Genomic DNA, 16,086 nt, shown 5'->3' with positions numbered 1-16,086 from the left:
CATCGCCGCTCGCCCTGTCAAGCGATACACCTGCTTTGCACTTCGCACCATGCAACACCTCCGCGATCAAAGGTGTTGCGACGACCGGTTGAATCCGCCCTGGCTACCCTGATCGGTGTTCACGATGTCTGGCAGCCCGTAGCGGGCGAATGCTTCTTCCAGCGCCTCCACCGCATGTATCGCCTCCAGCGTAATAGCCACCCGGTGTGCAAGAACCTTGCGACTCGCCCAATCGACTACCGCCGTCAAATAGACGAAGCCACGCGCCATGGGAATGTATGTCGTGTCGAGCGCGAACACCTGATTGGCGCGCTCTATCTTCATGCCGCGCAGCAGATACGGCCAAACCTTGTGCTGCGAGTTGCGTCGGCTTGTGTTCGGCTTGCAGTAAAGCGCTTCCACACCCATACGCTTCATGAGCGTGCGCACGCGACGGCGACCCACCCCATGGCCTTCCCGGCGCAACAGACGGACCAGCATTCGCGCTCCGGCGAACGGAAACTCCAGGTGCAGCTCGTCGATCCGGCGCATCAAGTTCTGGTCAACCTCGCTGACCTGCGGCGGCCGATAGTACGCACTCGATCTGGCAATGCCGACAAGCTTTGCTTGCTGCGACACCGGTAACTGATGGCCACGGTCAATCATCGCTTTGCGCTCAGCAATCCCGCCTTGTTGAGCGCGCCGCTTAAAAAATCATTTTCCAGAGAAAGCTGGCCGATCTTGGCGTGTAGGGTCTTCACGTCTACCGGCGGCTCATTCGATGCCACGCCCGCCGTTCCAAACACGTCGGCCGCACGCTCCTGCAACTGCCGTTTCCATTCCGTGATCTGGTTCGGGTGCACATCAAACTGCTGCGCTAGCTCGGCCAGCGTGCGCTCGCCTTTGACTGCCGCCAGCGCCACTTTCGCTTTGAACGCCGCTGAGTGCGTGCGTCGGGTTCTCTTCGTCATGTCCTCGGTTCCTTTGCCTGCATTATCGCTGGCTAAGCCCCGGGCGTTCCACCTATCCCGCTGTCCGAATTCGCGCGGCCACCTCTGGCGAAGACAATCGCAACGTTGCACGCATGTCGGCACTGCTCGCAGGCCTGCCGCAGGGCGTGCCGGGCACCACGGTCAACCGTTTATGCGGCTCGGGGATGGACGCGATCGGCGTTGCTGCGCGTGCTATCAGGTCGGGTGAGGCAGGGCTTTTGATTGCGGGCGGCGTGGAAAGCATGAGCCGGGCGCCGTTCGTGCAGGGCAAGGCGAGTTCGGCATTCTCACGCCAGGCCGACATTCACGATACGACCATCGGCTGGCGCTTCGTCAACCCGCTGATGAAAAAACAGTACGGTGTCGACTCGATGCCCGAAACCGCAGAGAACGTCGCTGACGACTTCAATGTGAGTCGCGCAGATCAGGACGCGTTCGCGCTGCGCAGTCAACAGAAGGCGTCGCGCGCGCAAACGGACGGCACACTCGCGCAAGAGATCGTGCCGGTGACGATCACGCAGAAAAAGGGCGATCCGCTCGTCGTGATGCAGGACGAGCATCCGCGCCAAACGAGCCTGGAAGCCCTGGCTAAACTAAAGGGCGTCGTCCGCCCGGACGGTAGTGTGACGGCCGGCAACGCGTCGGGCGTCAACGATGGCGCGGCGGCGCTGATACTCGCTGACGAAGCCAGTGCGAAGCGCTTCGGTCTTGTGCCGCGCGCGCGCATCCTTGGCATGGCGACCGCTGGCGTTGCGCCTCGCGTTATGGGCATTGGACCTGCGCCTGCGACCGGGAAGTTGCTCACGCGCCTGAACATGACGATCGATCAGTTCGACGTGATTGAACTCAACGAGGCATTCGCGTCGCAAGGTCTTGCGGTGCTGCGCATGCTCGGCGTCGCCGACGACGATCCGCGCGTCAATCCGAATGGGCGGCGCAATCGCGCGGGGCCACCCGCTCGGCATGAGCGGCGCGCGCCTCGTCACTACCGCGAGCTATCAGTTGCTACGCACGCAAGGCCGCTATGTGCTCTGCACAATGTGCACCGGCGTGGGCTGCGCAGCGCGCTCGAAATCCTTCCGGAAGTCGCGGCTAACGCGCCTTCTCATGCGCATGTCCTGATCGATGGCGGCGTGCGTCGCGGCAGCGATATCGCCAAAGCCGTTGCGCTGGGTGCGCAGGGCGTGTTGCTTGGCCGCGCGCCGCTGTACGGCCTCGCGGTGCGCGGCCACGATGGCGTCGCCGATATTCTTTCGATGCTGCGCAACGAGCTCGAAATCTGCATGCCCTGCTGGGCTGTCCGCGCATCGCGCAACTGGATTCATCGTTCCTCGATCCGCATTGGGCGAGCCCTGCAACGCGCCCGGTCGAGGAATCATCGACACACATGTAGAAAAGCCCGTGACAGGCGACCTGTTTCATTTTCAGCGGGGCAGCATTCCCTTGCTGATTTCCATCCCTCATCTCGGTACGCAGATTCCCGCCGATATCCGCGATCAATTGACCGATGCCGCCGAAGACGTCGCGGATACCGACTGGCATCTGGACCGGCTTTACGACTTCGCGGCGCGCGCGGGCGCATCGGTGCTGGGCGCGCGGTATTCGCGCTACGTGGTGGATTTGAACCGGCCGGCGAGCGGCGAAAGTCTTTATCCCGGTCAGACGACGACAGGGCTTTATCCGACCGAGACGTTTCGCGGCGAGCCGTTGTATCGCAATGGACGTGGGCCGGATGAAGCGGATGCGCGGCATCGGCTGGAGACGTTTTGGACTCCGTATCATAATAGATTGCGTGACGAGATTGCGCGGCTGAAGGCGGAGTTCGGCGCGGTGCTGCTGTGGGAAGCACATTCGATTGCAAGCGTGTTGCCGCGTCTGTTCGAAGGCAAGCTGCCGGATTTGAACATCGGCACGAATTCGGGGGCGAGTGCCGGGCCTGCCGTGCTCGATGCGATTACGGCGACGTTAAGCGATCAGCCGTACACGTGGATCGCGAATGGGCGGTTCAAGGGCGGGTATATCACGCGGGCAGCCGGAGCAGGGCGTGCATGCCGTGCAACTGGAAATGTGCCAGTCCACATATATGGATGAAACCGCGCCGTTTGGGTATCGGCCGGATTTGGCGGAAAAGGTGCAGCCGGTGGTGGAGAAGATGGTGATGGCAGCGCTGGGCGTGGTGCGGGGCTGAGCGCAGGGACCGCCGCGGCGTGTGACGCCGCGTGGGATTCACTCCACGCGGCGACTCGTCCCATTCCTCAAACCGCCTTTACCAGCTCCGGCACGACCTCGAACAGATCCCCTACCAGCCCATAATCCGCGACGCCGAAAATCGGTGCGTCCGCATCCTTGTTCACCGCGACGATCACCTTCGAGTCCTTCATCCCCGCCAGATGTTGAATCGCGCCTGAGATGCCGACCGCGACATACAACTCGGGCGCGACGATCTTGCCCGTCTGACCGACCTGCAGATCGTTCGCCGCATAGCCGGAATCCACCGCCGCACGCGACGCCCCGACCGCCGCGCCCAGTTTCTGCGCGAGCGGATCGAGCAGGGCGAAGTTCTCCGCGCTGCCCAGGCCACGTCCGCCCGATACCACCACGCGCGCCGCAGTCAATTCCGGCTTGTCGCTCGTGGCAATCTCGCGGCGCACGAAGCTCGACAGGCCCGAATCCGCGACGGCGGGCACTTCGATCACCGCCGCATTGCCGCCGCTCGACGCGACCGAGTCGAACGCGGTCGTACGGATGGTCGCGACCTTCACCGCATCGTTCGATTGCACCGTGGCGATGGCGTTGCCCGCGTAGATCGGACGCTGGAACGTATCGGCGGAATCGACGGCGATCACATCGGATATCTGCGATGCATCCAGCTTGGCGGCCACACGCGGCGCCGCGTTCTTGCCCGCCGCCGTGGCCGGAAACAACACATGCGTATAGTCCTTCGCCAGCGATACGACCTGCGGGGCGATATTCTCGGCGAGTGCATCGGCGAGATGCGGCGCATCCGCGAGCAGCACCTTCTCGACGCCCGGAATCCGCGCGGCGGCTTTGGCGACGGCGTGCGCGCCGCTTCCCGCGATCAGCACATGCACGCCGTTCGCCAGCCTGCTCGCAGCAGCCACCGTGTGCAGCGTCGCGCTCTTCAATTGAGCGTTATCGTGTTCGGCAATTACGAGGGTCGTCATTCAGATTACCTTGGCTTCGTTCTTGAGTTTTTCGACCAGCGTCGCGACGTCCGGCACCATCACACCCGCCTTGCGGACCGGCGGTTCGACGACTTTCAGCGTCTTCAGCCGCGGCGCGGGATCGACATCGAGGTCTGCGGGTTTGAGCGTATCGATCGGCTTTTTCTTCGCTTTCATGATGTTCGGCAGCGTCACATAACGCGGCTCGTTCAGCCGCAGATCCGTCGTGACGATTGCAGGCAACGTCAGCGATACCACTTCGAGTCCGCCATCCACTTCACGCGTGACGATGGCTTTTTCACCGCTTATTTCGATGTTGCTTGCGAATGTCGCTTGCGGCCAGTCGAGCAGGGCGGCGAACATCTGGCCCGTCTGACCGGCGTCGTCGTCGATCGCCTGCTTGCCGAGAATCACGAGTTGCGGCGCTTCCCTATCGATGACCGCCTTCAGCAGCTTCGCGACCGCGAGCGGTTGAAGCTCGATATCGGTTTCGACGAGCACGCCGCGATCCGCGCCGATGGCAAGCGCCGTGCGCAGCGTTTCCTGGCTTTGCGTCACGCCGCACGATACTGCAATCACTTCGCTTGCCGTGCCCGCTTCTTTCAGGCGCACAGCGGCTTCGGTCGCGATTTCATCGAACGGGTTCATCGACATCTTGACGTTGCCGATCTCGACGCCGCTCTGGTCCGACTTCACGCGCACCTTGACGTTGTAGTCCACGACGCGTTTCACTGCGGTCATTACTTTCATTGGATGATCCCGTAAGGTTCAGGTTCGTTCACTGCATCACGCGTTCGAGCGTGACGAGAAAAGACGTGCCATATACGGCTTCGATGCGCATCGGCTGAGTCACGTCTTCGATCACGGCGACATGTCCCGCATCAATGGCGAACGCATCGCAACGGCACGCGCCATCGAACGCCAGGATGATCGCGACGCATCCCGTCTTTTGCGTGACGGCCTGCACCATCGCCTGCACATGCGCGCGATAAAGGCCGTTTCGCGTCATCACGTTCAGCGCGGTCACGGGACGATCGACAAGCGTGGCCTGTCACGCCGCGCCGCCGTCGTATTCGACCGCTTCGAAGCGCTTGAGCAGCACGGTGTCATCGTCGTGGCGAAGCACCACGCCGTGTCCGCGCAAGACGAGCGAGATTCGCGCAATATCGTCGAAGCGCGAATACGGCCCGTCGCTTTCGACTTCGGCGATGCTCACGCGCCAGTCATCGCCGTGTTGCGCCACGGCGCGTGTCATGCCGCCGCCGTTGCGCCACGGCTCCGGCGCGATCGAATCGATACGCCGCACGATCATGCCGTCCATGTCACGACACCGCGCCAAGTCCATATTTGCCGGTCAGGAGTTCGCCGCTCGCGAATCGGTCGATGGAATACGGCTTGAGCGACACATCCGTCGGCAGGCCGAGCGCCTCTTGCGCCAGCACGCGTCCGACGGTCGGCGAGAGCTTGAAGCCGTGCCCCGAGAAGCCGTAACCCACCGCCAGTCCTTCGATGCCGGGCAGCTTGCCGAGCACCGGATTCCAGTCGGGCGTGACGTCGTACACGCCGGTCCACGACGAGGCAATGCCCGCCGTCTCGTACGACGGAAAGCGCTCCGCGACCTGCGTGCCGACTTCGACGACATAGTCGATTGGAATATCGCCCTGTTCGGTTTCGGCCGCGTTCAGCTTTTCCCCGACGACGCCTTCGCTCACTAGCATCTGATTGCCGCCGTAGCTGCGGCAGTACAGCATGCCCGGCGATGCGAGATCCTTGAACACGGGCATCGAGAAACTGTATTTGGCCGCGTCGCATTCGAGCGCGAGCACGGCGTGGCGCTCCGGCATGACCGGCAGTTCGCGGCCGGTCATGCCCGCGAGTTCCGGCGTCCAGATGTTCTGCGTGCTGATGACCATCGGCGTCTTGAAGTCGCCGATGCTCGTCGATACCCCGACCACCTTGCCATTCTCGATCAGCAACTTGTTGACCGATGCGTTCTCTCTGATCGTCACGCCGCCACGGCGCGCGGCGCGCGCAAAGCTGGTCGCGACGAGATACGCATCGGCGAAACCGGCTTCCGGCTCGTAACCGATGAGCGCGGCATCGTCGAATTGCGCGATCGGCAGCAGTTCGTTCGCTTGCTGGCGGCTCAGGAATTCGAGCGGAATACCCTGTTCCTTTTGCTGATCGAGCGATGCGCGCAGCGGTTCGAGCTTGTCGTCATCGCCGGAAACGATCATGTAGCCGCATTTGACGAGACCGCAGGAGGCATCGTCATCGCCCAGATAGGCCGCGAAATTGTTGAAGACATCCCACGATTTGCGCGCCATTTCCACGTTTTCTTTCACGGAGTAATGCGTGCGCAAGATGCCCGACGATTGCGATGTCGTTCCGGCGCCGATGGTGCCGCGATCGAGCACGAGCACATTCTTCGCGCCGAGCTTCGCCAGCTGGAACGCCACCGAACTGCCGATGACTCCCGCACCAATCACAACAACGTCATATGAGTTCACTATCTGCTTCCTTCTCTTAGCCTTTTTTGAGCCATTTCAGGCAGGTGTGAGGGAAGTGTGGATCGGCAAAACGGCGAGGGCGGCAATATAAGCAGAATCGATTTTTAGCAAAAGCGCGGGGCGAAATTGCGGTGGCGCAGGGTTCGTCACGCGCATGCCGGTAATCGATGAAAGTCCCGGCCGGCAGCGCTCAACGGCCAGGAAAAGCCGCAGAAAACGCTACTGCGCGTTGAATGCAGCATAAGAAGCCGTTATGTCGCGCAGCATTGGCGCACCCGGCGTCTACGATGCTCGTCAACATAACGACTCCCGTCCCAAGCCGAATGAATACTGCGTCTCTTATCGAGCAATATGGCCCTCGTGAATTCATGGAATACGACGTCGTCATCGTCGGCGGAGGACCGGCGGGGCTTTCCGCCGCAATTCGCCTGAAGCAGCTTGCGCAGTCGCGCGGCGATGACGTCTCCGTTTGCGTGCTGGAAAAGGGTTCCGAAGTCGGCGCGCACACGCTGTCCGGCGCGGTCATGGACCCGCGCCTTGAATGAACTGTTTCCCGACTGGAAAGCGCAAGGCGCGCCGCTCGATGTCGAAGTGAGCGAAGACCGTTTCCTTTTCCTTAGCAAGGATCGCGCACGGCAAGTGCCGAACTGGCTGTTGCCCGATGGCTTCAGAAATCACGGCAATTACATCGTGCGTTTGGGCAATGTGGCGCGCTGGATGGCACAGCAAGCGGAAGCGCTCGGTGTCGAGATTTTTGCGGGCTTCCCGGCGGCGGAAGTGCTGTACGGCGAACGCGGCGAAGTGCGCGGCGTGGCGACAGGCAACATGGGTATCGGCAAGGATGGCGAGCCGACCGCGAATTTTCAGCTGGGCATGGAACTGCATGCCAGATACACGCTCTTCGCCGAAGGCGCGCTCGGCCATCTCGGACGTCAGTTGATGGATCGCTTCGATCTTCGCAATGGCGTCGATCCGCAAGTCTACGGACTGGGCATCAAGGAAGTATGGGAGATCGATCCGGAACTGCATCAGCCGGGACTGGTCATTCACACGGCGGGCTCGCCGCTCGACAGCGATACTTACGGCGGTTCGTTTCTCTATCACCTCGACGACAATCAGATCGTGGTCGGCTTCGTGGTTGGGCTAGGCTATGACAATCCGTATCTGTCGCCGTTCGAGGAGTTTCAGCGCTACAAGACGCATCCGGAAATCCGCAAGTTTCTCGATGGCGGCAAGCGCGTGTCGTACGGCGCGCGCGCCATCGCAGCGGGCGGATTGATGTCGCTGCCGAACTTCGTGTTTCCCGGCGGCGCGATGATTGGCTGCGAAGCGGGCTTTCTGAACGCATCGCGTATCAAGGGCAGCCATGCAGCGATTGCGACCGGCAAGATGGCCGCCGAAGCCGCGTTTGATGCCATCCATGCGGGCCGTCAGCACGATGTGCTGGTCGAATATGCGCAGGCTTTCGATCGCTCGTGGCTCAAGGAAGAACTGCATCGCGCGCGCAATTTCAAGCAATGGATGAGCAAAGGCCTGTACCTGGGATCGCTGATGGTCGGAGTCGAACAGAAGCTGTTGGGCGGGCGCGTGCCGTGGACGCTGCATCACGCGCATGCGGATCATACGACGCTCAAACCTGCATCGGCATGCAGGCCGATCGAGTATCCGAAGCCGGATGGCAAGCTCACGTTCGACCGTCTGTCGTCGGTGTTTTTATCGAACACGAATCATGAAGAGAATCAGCCCGCGCATCTGACGCTCAAGGATGCGGCCGTGCCCGTCGATATCAATCTGAAGGAATATGCGGGGCCGGAAGCGCGCTTTTGTCCGGCTGGCGTGTATGAGTTTCGCGAGAACGCGGCGGGCGACACGGCTCTCGTCATCAACGCGCAGAACTGCGTGCATTGCAAAACCTGCGATATCAAAGACCCGACGCAGAATATCGTGTGGGTGACGCCGGAAGGCGGCGGCGGGCCGACCTATCCGGGCATGTAGGCGAGCATGCCGAGCGTGTCACGACTCCATGTTCAGCGTTTCCTGCTCCATAACGAAAATGCTGCGCGGATCGATGGACAACGCCTCACCAATATCGACCGCCACTTGCCGTTCGAAGGCATTGCGGAACAAATCGTAGCGATTGGCGGGCAAGCAGCCTAGTTCGTTTTACCGGTAAGCCAGATAGAACGAGCGATGCAGCTCTGTCAGCGGGCGCCATAACGCACAGCTCCGACCTGTTTCCACCACCACGCGCATGCGGTCCACGCTTACACCCCGAAGCGAAAATAGATCGCGACCGCAAGACGCGCTCAAGCCGCGTCCACGGAGCTTCATGGCGCTCGGTCACCTCGACGCCGTGACAAGTCGTCGAGTTTGCATGAGGCTCGAAAAAGTAAGCGTAGATTGCCCGCGCCCCGCAGCGGTATCAATCACGCGACACCTCGCTTCCCTCAACCAGTTCGTTGCGCAGCAGCCGCGCGCCCTGCGACAGCGGCGAGCCGCGCGTCGTAACGAGTTCATAGGGTTCGCTGCGCGACGTGAACGACAGCGGCAGGATGCGCGTGGCTTCGTGCCTGACGAAGAACTGAGCGACGTCGATGGACACCAGCGCCACGAACGATGGATTGTCCTGAAGCAGGCTCAGTGTCGCGAAAGCCGACGTCGTCTCCAGCAAGCTCGACGGAAAGCGAATCGCGGCTTGCTGGAATTCGCGCTCGAGCAGCACCCGCATGGGCATGTTCGCGCGATAGACCACCCATCGGTACGCGGCCAGATCGCGGAGCGTCACCTTCTTCGCCTTGCGCAACGGATGCTGCACGTTCGCCACGACCGCGAGCGTCTCGTCCTGCAGCTTGATGCTCTCGTACATGTCCGGATTCGGGCTGACCGATGTTCGGCAGATCGCGAGATCCAGCCTTCCCGCATCGATGAGACTCAAGAGCGTCTCGCTGGCGTCCTCGATGATCTCGACGGACATCTCAGGCTGCCGTGCAATCAGCGCAGACACGGCCCGCGTCAGCAAAGGCACGGCGCCCATGATGACGCCGACCGCGACGCGTCCGCCATGTCCCCGCAGAATGCCCGCGATCTCTTCCCGCATGTGCGACAGATCGGTGTAGATCAGCCGCGCATAGCGGATCGCGCAATGTCCCGCGTCATTCGCTTCGAGCCCGCGCCGCGTGCGCGTGAAGAGTGCAGTTCCAAAGGTGGTTTCTATTTCCTGAAGCGCCTTGCTTGCGCCCGGTTGGGTCAAGCCGACTTGATTGGCCGCCTTCAGAAGCGAACCATGATCGGCTAGCGCAACCAGCAGCCTGAGCTGCTTGACGTGAAGGCGCGAAGCGATGGAGTTCAGAGTGGGCGTCATGAGACTTGAGAGGCAGTTATATCAGCATGAAAACTTCTCAGTTTTGCTCCGATGCGCCGCTCCCTATACTTCGGCGAAAGAACGCATGAACGTTGCCGCTCGATTTTTCCGGAAGATGGGCAGCGCAAATCGACAGCGCGTCGAGTGTCGGGAACTATAACGGAAGGTCATCATCATGTCTCTCATCAACTACGTTACGCAGATCCAGTTCGACTTCGGCGCAGTGAACCTGCTGAAGAGCGAATGCGAGCGCCTTGCGATCCGGCGGCCACTGATCGTCACGGATCGGGGCATTCGTGCCGCAGGGATTCTCGACAAAGTGCTGGCGGTGCTGGAGCGCGCCGACGGCGAAATGATCTACGACGCAACCCCGCCGAATCCCAACGAAGCAGCGGTGCGCGAAGCGGTCGCGTTGTACAGGCAAGCGGAATGCGACGGCATCATCGCAGTGGGCGGCGGCTCGTCGATCGATCTCGCGAAGGGCGTGGCCGTCTGCGCGACGCACGAAGGCCCGCTCCAGAGCTTCGCCGTCATCGAGGGCGGGGCGAGCCGGATCACATCCAAGACGGCGCCAGTGATCGCAGTGCCGACCACGGCCGGCACCGGCAGCGAGGTAGGACGCGGCGCCATCCTGATCCTGGACGACGGCCGCAAGGTGGGCGTGATCTCGCCGCATGTGGTGCCGAAGGTCGCGATCTGCGATCCCGGCCTGACGGTCGGCCTGCCGCCGCAGCTCACCGCCGCCACCGGCATGGATGCAATCGCCCACTGTCTGGAAACGTTCATGTCGCCGATGCGCAACCCGCCGGCCGACGGCATCGCGCTGGACGGCTTGCGGCGAGCCTGGGCGCACATCGAACGGGCCACGATAGAGCCGACCGACCAGACCGCGCGGGAAAACATGATGATGGCTTCGATGGAAGGCGCACTCGCTTTCCAGAAGGGACTGGGCTGCGTCCATAGCCTGAGCCATTCGCTCGGCGGAATCGACCCGCGACTGCATCACGGCACGCTCAATGCAATCTTTCTGCCGGCGGTCGTGGAGTTCAACCGAAGCGCTCCCTCGATGCGCGACGAAGCGAAGATGGAGCGCATGGCGAGCGCCATGCAGTTGCGTCAAGAAACGGAGATTTCGTCGGCGCTGCGCGACATGACGGCACGCCTCGGCTTGCCGACCGGCCTTCGGGCGCTGAGCGTAACGCGCGACATGTTTCCGCGCATCGTGTCGGGCGCGCTCAAGGATCACAGTCACAAGACCAATCCGCGCGAAGCATCGGAAGCCGATTACCTCGACTTGCTGGAAGCGTCGTACTGACAAAGAGATGGACGCCCGGCCAACGAGGCGTCCGCGGATGACACGGACGGAGACACCGCATGAACAAGAGCAAACGGATCGTACGGATCCAGCGCATTTCGATCTTCTTTCTGACTCTCGCGGGCAGCATCAACTATCTGGATCGCAGCGCGCTGTCCATCGCGAATAGCGTGATTCGCGGGGAGATGGGCATGAGCGCATCGCAGATGGGCCTGCTGCTGTCAGCCTTCTCGCTCGCCTATGCGTTCGCGCAACTACCGGTCGGCGCAATGCTCGACCGTTTCGGCGCGCGCGTGATGCTGGGCTGGGGCATGATCCTGTGGTCGGTCGCGCAGGCCTGCTGCGGGTTCGTCGGCAATATTCAGCAGTTTTTCCTTGCGCGCGTGTGTCTCGGCATCGGCGAGGCGCCGCAGTTCCCCGCCGGCGCGAAGGTCATTGGCGAGTGGTTCGCGGTGCGCGACCGCGGCGCGCCGACCGGTATCTTCGTCGCATCGACGACCGTGGGCCCCGCCATCGCGCCGCCTATCCTCACCGCCATGATGCTCACGCTCGGCTGGCGCCACATGTTCTTCGCGACGGGCGTGTTCGGCGTCATCGTGGCGATCGGCTGGTATGTCGCCTATCGCAATCGCGACGAAGTCAAACTCGCGGCAGAGGAAACCGCCTATCTGAATCAGGACTCGCAGGAAAATGAGAACAGCAAGCCGCTCAGCGGCGCGCAATGGCGCGGACTGTTCCGCCAGAAGACGACGTGGGGCATCTTCTTCGGCTTCATGGGCGTCATCTATACCGTGTGGTTGTACCTCACGTGGCTGCCGGCCTATCTCGAACACGAACGCGGCCTGAGCATCGCGAAGGCGGGCTGGGTCGTTTCGATTCCCTACGTCTTCGGCACGCTTGGCATGCTGAGCAGCGGCTTCACGGCAGACTGCCTGTACCGCAGGGGCCTGCAGGCGATCACGAGCCGCAAGTGGCCGATCTGCGTCGGTCTCGGGGGCGCGGCGGCGTTCACCGTTCCGGCGGCGCTGACGCCGTCCACCACGCTTGCCGTGATCTACATCTCGGGCGCGATGTTCTTTATCAATCTGGCATCGGGCGGCGCGTGGTCGCTGATCTCGATCGCCGCGCCGCGCCAGGCAGTGGCTTCGCTCGGCGGCATCCAGAACTTCGGCGGCTTCCTGGCCGGCTCGGCCGCGCCGATCGTCACCGGCATCGTCGTGGATCGGACGCATTCGTTCGTCGCCTCGCTGATCGTGAGCGCGGTCATCGCGCTGCTCTCGGCGGTGGCGTATCTACTGCTCGTGCACCAGCCGGTCGCGGTGCCGGAAGAGGCCGGTGAAACGGCCGTCGGCGCGCTCTCCTGATTCGCACGCCATACCGGACTGCGTGCCTTTTGAAAAGATCTATGTCGGAGTTCGAGTTTCGATGCGAACAGTAACGTGTGTGGAAGACCTTCGCGTCATGGCGAAGAAGCGGGTGCCCAAGGCGTTCTACGATTACGTGGACAGTGGCTCGTACACCGAATCGACTTATCGCGAAAACGGTCGCGCGTTCTCCCGGCTGACGCTCAAGCAGCGCGTGGGCGTGAATGTGGAAGGGCGCAGCACCGCAAGCACGATACTCGGGCAGCGGGTCGCGATGCCCGTCGCCATTGCGCCGACCGGACTCACGGGCATGCAATGGGCCAACGGCGAGATCCTGGGTGCACGTGCGGCCGAGCGCTTCGGCGTGCCGTTCACGCTCTCGACCGTAAGTATCTGTTCGATTGAGGACGTTGCGAGCCATACGAAAGCGCCGTTCTGGTTTCAGCTCTACGTCATGCGCGACCGGGGCTTCAACCAGTCGCTGATCGAGCGCGCAAAGGCCGCCGGCTGTTCGGCGCTGGTGGTCACGCTCGATCTGCAGATCAACGGGCAACGTCATAAGGATCTCAAGAACGGCATGACCGTACCGCCGCGCCTGACGGCAGCGAACCTGCTGGACTTTCTGCGCAAGCCGGGCTGGGTCATGCGCGCGGTGTCAGGCCGACGCAACTTCGGCAATCTCGCTGGCTTCATCAAGGGCGGTGAAGACGTGATCGCGATCAGCAAGTGGGTCGCATCGCAATTTGATCCGAGTCTCGACTGGAACGACATCGCGCATATCCGCAGTCTCTGGCCCGGCAAGCTGGTGCTCAAGGGCATCATGTGCGCCGAGGATGCGCGCATGGCGGCTTCGCTGGGCGCGGACGCCATCGTCGTCAGCAATCATGGCGGACGGCAGCTCGACGGCGCGCCCTCCACGGTCGAGGCCTTGCCCGCCGTGGTCGATGCCGTGGGCGACGCCACCGAAGTGTGGGTCGATGGCGGCATCCGCACCGGTCAGGATGTGATGAAGGCGCTCGCGCTGGGCGCAAAGGGCACGATGGTCGGCCGTGCTTTCATGTATGCGCTCGGCGCGATGGGCGAACCCGGCGTCACGCGCATGCTCGAAATTCTGCGAAACGAACTCGATGTGACGATGGCGCTGACCGGCGTCAGGTCGGTCGACGAGATCGGGCCGCACAACTTTCACGAGCCGCACGTCGCACAGGCTTTCCGCGCGCGCATGGCCGGGGCCATGACTCAACGAGGAGAATCTGTCATTTGATTGGACATTGGACACGCCATGGATTTACAAATCGAGGATAAATGGGCGCTCGTTTGTGCTGCGAGCAAGGGGCTCGGCAAGGGCTGCGCCGAAGCGCTGGTCGCCGAAGGCGTCAACGTGGTGGTGACGGCGCGCGGCGCGGACGCGCTGGCATCGACGGCAGCCGGGCTGCGGCAGTTGAATCCCCGGGTTCAGGTGATCGCCGTGGCGGGCGACATTACGACGAGCGCCGGACGGATGCAGGCATTGAGCGCGGCGCCGCGCATCGACATCCTGATCAACAATGCGGGAGGCCCGCCGCCCGGCGATTTTCGCGACTGGACCCGAGACGACTGGATCGCGGCGCTGGATGCGAACATGCTGACGGCGATCGAACTGATGCGCGCCACCGTGGATACGATGGCCGAGCGCGGCTTCGGCCGGATCGTCAACATCACATCGGCTGCGGTGAAAGCGCCGATCGATGTGCTCGGGTTGTCCAATGGCGCGCGCTCCGGCCTGACCGGCTTTGTTGCGGGTCTGGCCCGGCAGAAGCGGATCGCGGAGCATAACGTGACGATCAACAATCTGATGCCGGGCTTGTTCGATACCGACCGCCTGAAGCAGTCCACGGAAGCGACCGCTACCGCGCAGGGGAAGGCGTATGACGCCGTGCTCGAAGCGAAGCGTCAGGCAATACCGGTGGCGAGATTCGGCACGGCCCAGGAGTTCGGCGCGATGTGCGCTTTCCTGTGCAGCGGACACGCGGGCTACCTGACAGGTCAGAACATCCTGATGGATGGGGGATCGTTTCCGGGCACGTTTTGAGTTCGGTGGGATGCGCCAGCCTCCGGGGTGAGAGGCTTCTTAATCGACAACATTGTTCAGATACTTGTTCTGGCGAATCTTGATCGGTGTTTCCCGCTCCGCGTTGAGGACATCCAGCGCGGCCCTCATCCCTTTTTCGTGCGATGAGGAAACACTTACTTCGGTATAACGGATACCTAACTAAAATTGAAAGTGAGACGGCTCACATATTAACGCGCGGCATCTCCTCATCTCATGGGGCAAATCGACCGGCGAAGCATCGCTGCCCGATCCGTCGCGAGTGCGGTGGCGGGTTGAAACGCTGTTTGGATCACTCAGACAATGTTGCGGACTTCCTCCGCTTCACCCATCGGAGCGCGCTAAATCGACTTCATGCTCCCGCTCAGCCGACTTTGGCGCGGCCCCGCCAATTTTGACCGCAGTTGACAAGGAAAAATATGGCGTCTTAGACTCCGGTTACTCCGTAAGCGGCTCGGCACAACCGTTTCCCAGTGCTGAATATTCCGACGCATGATGGGCGCGTTCAGCTTGACGGAGACAGTCAGCCATGTCGAACGCAGCGGGCCGTACGCATCCCCATCGCACGTATGCGCAAGAATTCAAGCAGCAGGTGATCAGGGAGACATTGGAACCCGGCATGTCGGTGTCGATTGTTGCGCGACGGCACGACATCAACGCCAATGTGGTGTTCGCATGGCGCAAGCAATACCATGAAGGCACGCTGATCATACCTGCACTCGAAGCTGGGCCGAGCGTGTCCAGCACAAAGCTACTGAGCGTCGACGTGATCGACTCGATCGACTCGGCATTGGTACTGCGGTCGCCTAAGCCGGCAGTGGCGTCGCAAGCGACGAGCGGCGCACCGATGTCGGCGCCCGCGTGCGAGATCGAGGTGGAGATCGGCAAACGGCGTGTGAGGATTCGCGGCCTGTCTGCCGAGCGCGCTGAAGCGTTCCTGCAGGAATGCCTGAAATGATCGCGCTGCCGGCAGGTACGCGCGTTTGGCTCGTGGCCGGCGTGACAGATATGCGCTGCGGCTTCCAGGGGCTGGCCGCGAAAGTGCAGACAGCGCTCGAAGAAAATCCGCTGGGTGGCAACGTATTCATCTTCCGCGGTCGCCGCGGCGATCTCGTGAAGCTGCTTTGGGCGACCGACGATGGACTCTGGCTGCTCGCAAAACGATTGGAGCGAGGCCGGTTTATCTGGCCCCGGATTCTCGCCCGACTGCGCAAACAGCGCTTCTTCAGTCTGGCCGAAGCGAACCGCGCGGTCGCCGAATTGCTCACCGGCTTGAACAGCAAGGCCTTCA

General features: G+C 62.2%; 12 protein-coding genes and 7 pseudogenes. 10 read left to right on the top strand and 9 right to left on the bottom strand.

Features of this window, described 5'->3' with window-relative positions; all coding sequences use genetic code 11:
* Positions 1 to 99 precede the first annotated feature (99 nt).
* A pseudogene (locus QCE73_RS38670) lies at positions 100 to 950 on the bottom strand (IS3 family transposase); the annotation flags it as partial.
* A gap of 74 nt (positions 951 to 1,024) precedes the next feature.
* On the opposite strand from QCE73_RS38670, the pseudogene QCE73_RS38665 reads away from it, so the two are divergent.
* The 3 pseudogenes from QCE73_RS38665 to hutG form a co-directional block, all read left to right on the top strand.
* Positions 1,025 to 2,093 (top strand): annotated as a pseudogene (locus QCE73_RS38665) (3-oxoadipyl-CoA thiolase); the annotation flags it as partial.
* Positions 2,012 to 2,203 (top strand): annotated as a pseudogene (locus QCE73_RS38660) (alpha-hydroxy-acid oxidizing protein); the annotation flags it as partial. The pseudogenes QCE73_RS38665 and QCE73_RS38660, both read left to right, overlap by 82 nt.
* Before the next feature lie 169 nt (positions 2,204 to 2,372).
* A pseudogene (gene hutG, locus QCE73_RS38655) lies at positions 2,373 to 3,159 on the top strand (N-formylglutamate deformylase).
* 67 nt (positions 3,160 to 3,226) lie between these two features.
* On the opposite strand, the gene QCE73_RS38650 reads toward hutG, so the two are convergent.
* Genes QCE73_RS38650 through QCE73_RS38630 form a run of 5 tightly spaced genes read right to left on the bottom strand, consistent with a single transcriptional unit; the run spans position 3,227 to position 6,666 of the window.
* Positions 3,227 to 4,156: an FAD-binding protein gene (locus tag QCE73_RS38650; protein ID WP_309886043.1), complete on the bottom strand. Its 930-nt coding sequence runs from the start codon at positions 4,154 to 4,156 to the stop codon at positions 3,227 to 3,229.
* Positions 4,157 to 4,906 (bottom strand): electron transfer flavoprotein subunit beta/FixA family protein, encoded by a 750-nt coding sequence (locus tag QCE73_RS38645; RefSeq protein ID WP_309886041.1) that lies wholly within the window; start codon positions 4,904 to 4,906, stop codon positions 4,157 to 4,159. It lies immediately after the preceding gene.
* A gap of 28 nt (positions 4,907 to 4,934) precedes the next feature.
* The gene (locus QCE73_RS38640) at positions 4,935 to 5,183 is read right to left on the bottom strand and encodes a hypothetical protein (RefSeq protein WP_309886039.1); all 249 of its coding nucleotides are present in this window, start codon (positions 5,181 to 5,183) and stop codon (positions 4,935 to 4,937) included.
* A 24-nt stretch (positions 5,184 to 5,207) separates the two neighbouring features.
* Positions 5,208 to 5,477, bottom strand: coding sequence for a HutD family protein (locus tag QCE73_RS38635; protein ID WP_309886038.1), 270 nt, complete (start codon positions 5,475 to 5,477; stop codon positions 5,208 to 5,210).
* A 1-nt stretch (position 5,478) separates the two neighbouring features.
* On the bottom strand, positions 5,479 to 6,666 hold the full coding sequence (locus QCE73_RS38630; protein WP_309886037.1) for an FAD-binding oxidoreductase: 1,188 nt from the start codon (positions 6,664 to 6,666) through the stop codon (positions 5,479 to 5,481).
* Between the two features lie 323 nt (positions 6,667 to 6,989).
* Here QCE73_RS38630 and QCE73_RS38625 point away from each other — a divergent pair.
* Positions 6,990 to 8,661 (top strand): annotated as a pseudogene (locus QCE73_RS38625) (electron transfer flavoprotein-ubiquinone oxidoreductase).
* Positions 8,662 to 8,679: 18 nt separating this feature from the next.
* Here QCE73_RS38625 and QCE73_RS38620 read toward each other — a convergent pair.
* The gene (locus QCE73_RS38620) at positions 8,680 to 8,814 is read right to left on the bottom strand and encodes a hypothetical protein (RefSeq protein ID WP_309886035.1); all 135 of its coding nucleotides are present in this window, start codon (positions 8,812 to 8,814) and stop codon (positions 8,680 to 8,682) included.
* A 274-nt stretch (positions 8,815 to 9,088) separates the two neighbouring features.
* Positions 9,089 to 10,027 carry a LysR family transcriptional regulator gene (locus QCE73_RS38615; protein ID WP_309886033.1) on the bottom strand — a complete coding sequence of 313 codons (939 nt, stop codon included), beginning with the start codon at positions 10,025 to 10,027 and terminating at the stop codon, positions 9,089 to 9,091.
* Between the two features lie 175 nt (positions 10,028 to 10,202).
* On the opposite strand from QCE73_RS38615, the gene QCE73_RS38610 reads away from it, so the two are divergent.
* From QCE73_RS38610 to QCE73_RS38595, 4 genes are all read left to right on the top strand, one after another.
* Entirely contained in the window at positions 10,203 to 11,342 is a 1,140-nt protein-coding gene (locus QCE73_RS38610) for an iron-containing alcohol dehydrogenase (protein WP_309886031.1), read from the top strand.
* A gap of 59 nt (positions 11,343 to 11,401) precedes the next feature.
* On the top strand, positions 11,402 to 12,706 hold the full coding sequence (locus QCE73_RS38605) for an MFS transporter (RefSeq protein WP_309886030.1): 1,305 nt from the start codon (positions 11,402 to 11,404) through the stop codon (positions 12,704 to 12,706).
* A gap of 61 nt (positions 12,707 to 12,767) precedes the next feature.
* Positions 12,768 to 13,970, top strand: a complete 1,203-nt coding sequence (locus QCE73_RS38600) for an alpha-hydroxy acid oxidase (protein WP_309886028.1) — start codon at positions 12,768 to 12,770, stop codon at positions 13,968 to 13,970.
* A gap of 18 nt (positions 13,971 to 13,988) precedes the next feature.
* Positions 13,989 to 14,777: an SDR family oxidoreductase gene (locus tag QCE73_RS38595; protein WP_309886026.1), complete on the top strand. Its 789-nt coding sequence runs from the start codon at positions 13,989 to 13,991 to the stop codon at positions 14,775 to 14,777.
* A gap of 42 nt (positions 14,778 to 14,819) precedes the next feature.
* On the opposite strand, the pseudogene QCE73_RS38590 reads toward QCE73_RS38595, so the two are convergent.
* Positions 14,820 to 14,900 (bottom strand): annotated as a pseudogene (locus QCE73_RS38590) (IS6 family transposase); the annotation flags it as partial.
* Between the two features lie 424 nt (positions 14,901 to 15,324).
* Here QCE73_RS38590 and tnpA point away from each other — a divergent pair.
* Together tnpA and tnpB are read left to right on the top strand one after the other, a co-directional pair.
* Positions 15,325 to 15,753, top strand: a complete 429-nt coding sequence (tnpA, locus tag QCE73_RS39540) for an IS66-like element accessory protein TnpA (protein ID WP_404989883.1) — start codon at positions 15,325 to 15,327, stop codon at positions 15,751 to 15,753.
* Positions 15,741 to 15,944: pseudogene (tnpB, locus tag QCE73_RS38580) on the top strand (IS66 family insertion sequence element accessory protein TnpB); the annotation flags it as partial. The gene tnpA and the pseudogene tnpB, both read left to right, overlap by 13 nt.
* Between the last annotated feature and the right edge of the window lie 142 nt (positions 15,945 to 16,086).

The sequence above is a fragment of the Caballeronia sp. LZ029 genome, from assembly GCF_031451275.1.
Classification (GTDB): domain Bacteria; phylum Pseudomonadota; class Gammaproteobacteria; order Burkholderiales; family Burkholderiaceae; genus Caballeronia; species Caballeronia jiangsuensis.
Note: the sequence above shows the minus strand (reverse complement) of the source record. Positions and strands in the feature narration are given on the sequence as shown.

Excerpts from the sequence above, each read along its gene's own strand:
- tnpA (WP_404989883.1), top strand. The coding sequence starts at position 15,325 with ATGTCGAACGCAGCGGGCCGTACGCATCCCCATCGCACGTATGCGCAA.
- QCE73_RS38635 (WP_309886038.1), bottom strand. The coding sequence starts at position 5,477 with ATGGACGGCATGATCGTGCGGCGTATCGATTCGATCGCGCCGGAGCCG.
- QCE73_RS38595 (WP_309886026.1), top strand. The coding sequence starts at position 13,989 with ATGGATTTACAAATCGAGGATAAATGGGCGCTCGTTTGTGCTGCGAGC.
- QCE73_RS38600 (WP_309886028.1), top strand. The coding sequence starts at position 12,768 with ATGCGAACAGTAACGTGTGTGGAAGACCTTCGCGTCATGGCGAAGAAG.
- QCE73_RS38645 (WP_309886041.1), bottom strand. The coding sequence starts at position 4,906 with ATGAAAGTAATGACCGCAGTGAAACGCGTCGTGGACTACAACGTCAAG.
- QCE73_RS38605 (WP_309886030.1), top strand. The coding sequence starts at position 11,402 with ATGAACAAGAGCAAACGGATCGTACGGATCCAGCGCATTTCGATCTTC.
- QCE73_RS38610 (WP_309886031.1), top strand. The coding sequence starts at position 10,203 with ATGTCTCTCATCAACTACGTTACGCAGATCCAGTTCGACTTCGGCGCA.
- QCE73_RS38615 (WP_309886033.1), bottom strand. The coding sequence starts at position 10,027 with ATGACGCCCACTCTGAACTCCATCGCTTCGCGCCTTCACGTCAAGCAG.
- QCE73_RS38650 (WP_309886043.1), bottom strand. The coding sequence starts at position 4,156 with ATGACGACCCTCGTAATTGCCGAACACGATAACGCTCAATTGAAGAGC.